We start from the raw sequence: 5,726 nt of genomic DNA, 5'->3' as shown, positions 1-5,726 counted from the left end.
GTGAAAGAAGGCGGTAACAAAGTCACGACCGCCTGATCCAGGTGACGCTAAAGATTACTAATTAGCGTTCCGACTCCTTCATCAGTAAAGATCTCTAATAGAGTGGCATGACTGACACGGCCATCAATAATGTGCGCGCTCTTTACGCCATTGCGAACAGCACCAAGCGCGCAGGCAATTTTGGGCAGCATGCCACCGTAAATCGTCCCATCTTCAATCAACGCGTCAACTTGTTTGGTATTCAGACCGGTTAAAACTTTGCCGTTTTTGTCCTGAAGACCAGATATATTCGTCAGCAGAATCAGCTTCTCAGCCCCTAACTCTTCTGCAACCTTTCCAGCAACGAGATCGGCATTTATATTGTAAGAAACGCCATTTTCGCCAACACCGATAGGTGCGATAACAGGAATAAAATCGCTGTTAACCAACATATCAATAGGCTCTGGATTAATTTTGCTAACCTCTCCGACGTGGCCTATATCGATGATCTCTGATTTCTGAACCTCAGGCGCGGCGCTCGAAACCTCGAGTTTTCTGGCGCGAATAAAATCAGCGTCTTTACCAGTCAAACCGATTGCCTTACCACCATTTCGGTTGATCAGCGCCACAATTTCCTTGTTGACGAGCCCACCGAGCACCATTTCTACCACGTCCATGGTCTCGGCATCCGTCACACGCATACCCTCGACAAAGCGACTTTCGATATTGAGACGCTTTAATAAATCACCGATTTGCGGACCGCCACCATGCACCACAATAGGGTTAATACCCACAAGTTTCATCAATACAACATCGCGCGCGAAGCTGTTTTTCAACTCTTCGTTCTCCATTGCGTTACCACCATACTTGATCACAATGGTGGTTCCCGCAAAGCGCTGAATATAAGGCAAGGCCTTGTTTAAAACAGACGCAACCTGGATTGCGCTTTCTTTATCTAAACTCATTAACAAAACTCTTTCTTAAAATGCCACGTTAAGGCTTTCATCAATCGCCAACAGCTGGTCTTTAAAGCGCTGCTGAATACGCTTCAACGCTGCTTCGTCATCCGCCTCAAACCGCAATACTAATACCGGCGTCGTATTTGACGCACGGCACAAACCCCAGCCATCAGCGAAATCAACGCGCAATCCGTCAATCGTCGAAACATTACCGTCCTCGAAAGCCGCCGCTCTTGCACACAGCTTTTCAATCAGCTCAAACTTGGACTCGTCGCTCACGGTGATATTGATCTCTGGCGTACTGAGATCCTCTGGGAAGTCAGCAAACACCTCCTCAGCGCTGCGATCTTCAATTCCTAGCAGCTCAAGCAAGCGAACTGCACTATACAATCCATCATCAAAGCCAAACCAACGCTCTTTGAAGAATATATGCCCACTCATTTCACCGGCTAGCAGCGCGCCTGTTTCTTTCATCTTCGCCTTGATAAGTGAGTGCCCCGTTTTCCACATAATCGGACGACCACCATAGCTCGAAATCAGACCATTCAAACGTCGCGAGCACTTCACATCGTAAATAATATCGGCACCAGGGTTTCGTGAAACCACATCCTTAGCGAATAACATCAGCAAGCGGTCCGGCCAAATAATTTTGCCCGTATTGGTGACAACGCCCACACGATCTCCGTCTCCATCAAAAGCAAGACCCACATCGGCATCATGCTCTTCAACCGCCGCAATCAAATCTTCAAGATTCTTTGGCTTGCCCGGATCAGGATGGTGATTTGGGAATGTTCCATCGATATCACAGAACAATGGGATAACTTCACAACCCAGCTCTTCAATCAACTTCGGCCCTAGCTCTCCTGCAACACCGTTACCAGCATCGACCACTACGCGTAATGGCGCAGCAACGGCAACATCATTCACGATAGTATCAAGGTAAATGTCATCAACGCTTTGCTCGCTGACGCTCCCAGACCCACTCGCGAAATCGCCATTTCGAATTCTCTGATATAACGTCTGGATGTCATCGCCAGCCAGCGTTTTACCACCGATCATCATCTTAAAGCCATTGTAGTTACTTGGATTATGGCTTCCGGTAATCATCACACCGGTTCCAGTTTCCAATTTATGCGTCGCAAAATAGAGGACCGGCGTCGGCACACGACCCACAACAATCGCATCAGCGCCTGTGCTTGTGATGCCCTGACAGATAGCGCGGCAATACGCCTCACTAGAAAGACGCCCGTCGTAACCAACACAAAGCGTGTTTTGCCCTTGAGACAGTGCTTCAGAAGCGAGAGAGCGGCCAATCAACTCAACCGTTTCAAGCGTCAGCGTTTCATCAACAATTCCGCGAATGTCGTAGGCTCTAAAAATCGATGCATCAATCTCTGCACCCTCATGTTCATCAGAACGCGGTAAAGCAACTTCGGGTTCGTTCAAACCTAACTCCTCATCTAGGTCCAGATCATCAAAATTCAAATCGTCGTCCGAGCTATCTTCAGCATGAGCCTCAACAACGCCCATCGACTCGGCTGCGTTTGAAGCGTTCGGCTTGGCTGCCATGGCTGGTTTCGCTTTTTGCTCCTGTTCAGCAAGCGCTTTGTTCGCATTCTCAAGTAGCGACGATGTTTCTGCAAAAGCCAGGCGCACAGATGACTTTCTCTCACCGGAGATACCAGACAACACCAAACTTGATGTAAGCACCACATCTGAACGAATCTTGTTTAAGCGCAGACGACAAATAAGATAAACAAGAATTAGCGATATTAGGGCCGCTGCAGCGAGAATTGACCAAAGGAACGTTCTATCAACCGCGATTAAGCCATTAGCCGTCGTGGCATAACGAAGCTGCCAAGAGCCGATATGAATAGGCTTAGAAAGTTGCTCACCATGCGCAGGCGAACCAAACTCCATAACCTTCGCCGCATTTTCTGCTGAGCTACTATACAAAGCGATGTTCCCTTCTAATGCTTTAGCCTGCCCCTGCAAAGCGCGTTTTATTTCCGAATCGTCAAATAAAAACAAAATAACGGCAGCGGGCTCATCAGTAACCGCAAGTGCTGCCTGATAAAACCACTTAGAGCCATCATAGAAGGCTTCGAGCTTCAAATTTTCTAGTGTTTGAGCTTTACGAATAGCATCGACACTTGCGTATCCGAGATTTGGGTATAGAGTTCTGACTTGCGGGAGTTGCTCGGCGGATACGACATAGAATTCAACCAAGTCTGGAAATGTCGCTCGCAGCAAATCATGGTTATTCTCAGCGCTCGTTATCAGGCGCTCGATGAGTTCTGGACTGCGTGCAACAGACTTAAGCGCTCCAAGACGCTCATTCGCTAAGAAATTCAAGTCTCTCTGAACAAGCTCAGCGTAACGCGCATTGACGTCCTGCTGCTGCCCGTTTTCTACCGAAGTCACAAAAACGATTTCCAANGCGACAGCCAAGGCGACAATCACTAGAAGCGCAATAGCGGCTGGCTGAAAACTCCAGGCGGCTAAAGACTGGGAAGAGGCTCCGGCTTTATCCTTGGCCGATTTTGATTTCTTGGCCTTTTTCGTTGACGCTTTTTCGGTCTTTACCAAGTCATGCTTTTTCTTAAGTCCCACCATGTGTCCTTCCTGAGCCTGCGACTAGACTAATTATAATTTTATTTTGTACCTGTTGAGCCAAATCCGCCGACGCCGCGATCAGACTCCTGAAAATCTTCCACCAGTTGGAACTCAACCTGAACGACAGGAAGCACAACCAATTGCGCGATACGCTCTCCTGGCTCGATCACAAATGCCGTATTACCTCGGTTCCAACATGACACCATCAACTCACCCTGATAGTCCGAATCTATCAAACCAACTAAATTACCCAGAACAATGCCATGCTTATGCCCTAAACCGGAGCGAGGCAATATCGTGGCCGCAAGCCCCGGGTCCTCAATATAAATGGCAAGTCCTGTGGGGATCAGCTCCGTTTGCCCTGGTTCCAGTTTAATCGCATCATCCAGACACGCTCGCAAGTCGACGCCAGCGGATCCGTTCGTTGCGTATTCCGGCAAAGGAATCTGCGTTCCTATTTTTTCGTTTAGGATTTTTACTTGTAAGGCTTGTTTCATTGTTAGGATCTTTTTTCTTTTAACTGGGAATACATTCTCTCAACCAAAATCTGAGCCAAGGCAACTTTCGTGTCTACAGGCAATGTCTCAAGCCCCGTCTTGCGCACCAGCGTGACGCAATTATGGTCACTATTGAAGCCGATACTTTGATTCGATACGTCGTTCGCGATGACCAAATCAAGCGCTTTTCTCTCAAGCTTACCTTGAGCATACGCCTCTACATCATTGGTCTCAGCAGCAAAGCCGACTATTAGTCGTGACGCATTATCACCCTGAGCAACACTCGCAATGATATCCGGATTTTCTTGCAATTCTATAACCAGATTTTGATCATTTTTCTTCAATTTGCTACTAGATTGCTGAACGGGTGCGTAATCTGCAACTGCGGCAGAGCCTACAAAGATATCAAAACCTAATGCTGCCTGCTCCATTGCTGCGTCATACATTTGATGAGCACTCTCAACATCAATGCGCTGAATTTGGGGGTGCAACGAAAGTGAAACGGGCCCGGCAATAACACAAACATCAGCGCCAGCTAAGCGAAACGCATCTGCGAGAGCGAAACCCATCTTCCCGGAGCTATGGTTGGTAATATAGCGCACAGGATCAATCGCTTCTCGGGTAGGTCCAGCGGTAATAACAACCCGATGGCCCTCAAGGTGAAGATCCGCTTTTACAATCGCTCGCAGAATATCTTGAGGTTCGGTCATACGCCCTGCACCAACATCACCACAAGCCTGCTCTCCCGAATCAGGCCCAATAAGCTGTAACCTTGCGCCATATAGCTTTACGAGTGTTTCGACGTTTCGCTGCGTGACTGAATTAGCCCACATGACCTGATTCATCGCTGGAACAACAGCTAACTCTGCCTGCGTAGCTAAGACTAGAGTAGAAAGAAGATCATCCGCCAAGCCATGCGCCAAACGCGCGATGGTATTAGCGCTTGCGGGAGCAATTAGGATCAAGTCAGCCCACTTAGCAAGCTCAATATGCCCCATCCCTGCTTCAGCGCTTTCATCAAGGAGTTCGGTCGAAACCATCTCACCGCTTAGAGCCTGAAAGGTAAGCGGCTGAACAAATTCACAAGCGCCTCGCGTCATCACGACCCTGACATTCGCGCCAGCTTTTTTAAGCTGTCGACAAAGATCTGCAGATTTATAGGCAGCGATGCCGCCGGTGACGCCGAGAATAATATTTTTGTTTATTACCGACATGTTGAATTCATACTGTTCAATAAAAACAAACCCGCATTCGCAAAGCGAAAGCGGGTTTGTGGGATTAACTCTGAGTTATGTCCTATCGAGGAACAACCTGCTCAGCTTGTGGTCCTTTTTGACCTTGGCCAATAGTGAACTCAACTTCTTGACCTTCAGCTAGAGTTTTAAAACCCTCTGACTGGATGGCGCTGAAATGTACGAATACATCTGGACCACCGTTTTGCTCGATAAAACCGAAGCCTTTTGATTCGTTGAAAAATTTAACCTTACCTGTAACTCGATCTGACATAACTCATTCCTATGTATAACGTAATTGAAACGCTCAAAAACTGGATATCGGTATGAGGAGAATCGAGAGGCGAAGCGCGATCGATCCAAATGTCATAAAAATAGCCGCATTTTTAAGGCTTCCATAGTTATACTAGCTGACTTTAAAAGCAAACACCAAGAATTGTTTA

At 47.6% G+C, this 5,726-nt stretch carries 5 protein-coding genes; all 5 read right to left on the bottom strand.

Annotation, left to right across the window (positions count from 1 at the left end; genetic code table 11):
- Window positions 1-47: 47 nt before the first annotated feature.
- The 5 genes from argB to A3751_RS09750 all read right to left on the bottom strand — a co-directional run bounded on the left by argB (window position 48) and on the right by A3751_RS09750 (window position 5,557).
- Complete coding sequence (gene argB / locus A3751_RS09770) at window positions 48-944, bottom strand: acetylglutamate kinase (RefSeq protein WP_068455099.1); 897 nt, start codon at window positions 942-944, stop codon at window positions 48-50.
- A 15-nt stretch (window positions 945-959) separates the two neighbouring features.
- Complete coding sequence (locus A3751_RS23875) at window positions 960-3,554, bottom strand: phosphomannomutase/phosphoglucomutase (RefSeq protein ID WP_068455097.1); 2,595 nt, start codon at window positions 3,552-3,554, stop codon at window positions 960-962.
- 38 nt (window positions 3,555-3,592) lie between these two features.
- Window positions 3,593-4,051: a dUTP diphosphatase gene (gene dut / locus A3751_RS09760; protein WP_068455096.1), complete on the bottom strand. Its 459-nt coding sequence runs from the start codon at window positions 4,049-4,051 to the stop codon at window positions 3,593-3,595.
- Window positions 4,052-4,053: 2 nt separating this feature from the next.
- A complete protein-coding gene (gene coaBC, locus A3751_RS09755) occupies window positions 4,054-5,265 on the bottom strand; it encodes a bifunctional phosphopantothenoylcysteine decarboxylase/phosphopantothenate--cysteine ligase CoaBC (protein WP_068455093.1) in 1,212 nt (403 codons plus the stop codon).
- An 82-nt stretch (window positions 5,266-5,347) separates the two neighbouring features.
- Window positions 5,348-5,557, bottom strand: a complete 210-nt coding sequence (locus A3751_RS09750) for a cold-shock protein (protein ID WP_068455091.1) — start codon at window positions 5,555-5,557, stop codon at window positions 5,348-5,350.
- Window positions 5,558-5,726: the final 169 nt, after the last annotated feature.

It is taken from the genome of Oleiphilus sp. HI0080 (genome assembly GCF_001635135.1).
This window is presented reverse-complemented; position numbering and strand designations above follow the sequence as displayed.

Bases quoted from the DNA above. Each gene is read 5' to 3' on its own strand.
- A3751_RS09750 (WP_068455091.1), bottom strand. From the start codon at position 5,557: ATGTCAGATCGAGTTACAGGTAAGGTTAAATTTTTCAACGAATCAAAA.
- dut (WP_068455096.1), bottom strand. From the start codon at position 4,051: ATGAAACAAGCCTTACAAGTAAAAATCCTAAACGAAAAAATAGGAACG.
- argB (WP_068455099.1), bottom strand. From the start codon at position 944: ATGAGTTTAGATAAAGAAAGCGCAATCCAGGTTGCGTCTGTTTTAAAC.
- coaBC (WP_068455093.1), bottom strand. From the start codon at position 5,265: ATGTCGGTAATAAACAAAAATATTATTCTCGGCGTCACCGGCGGCATC.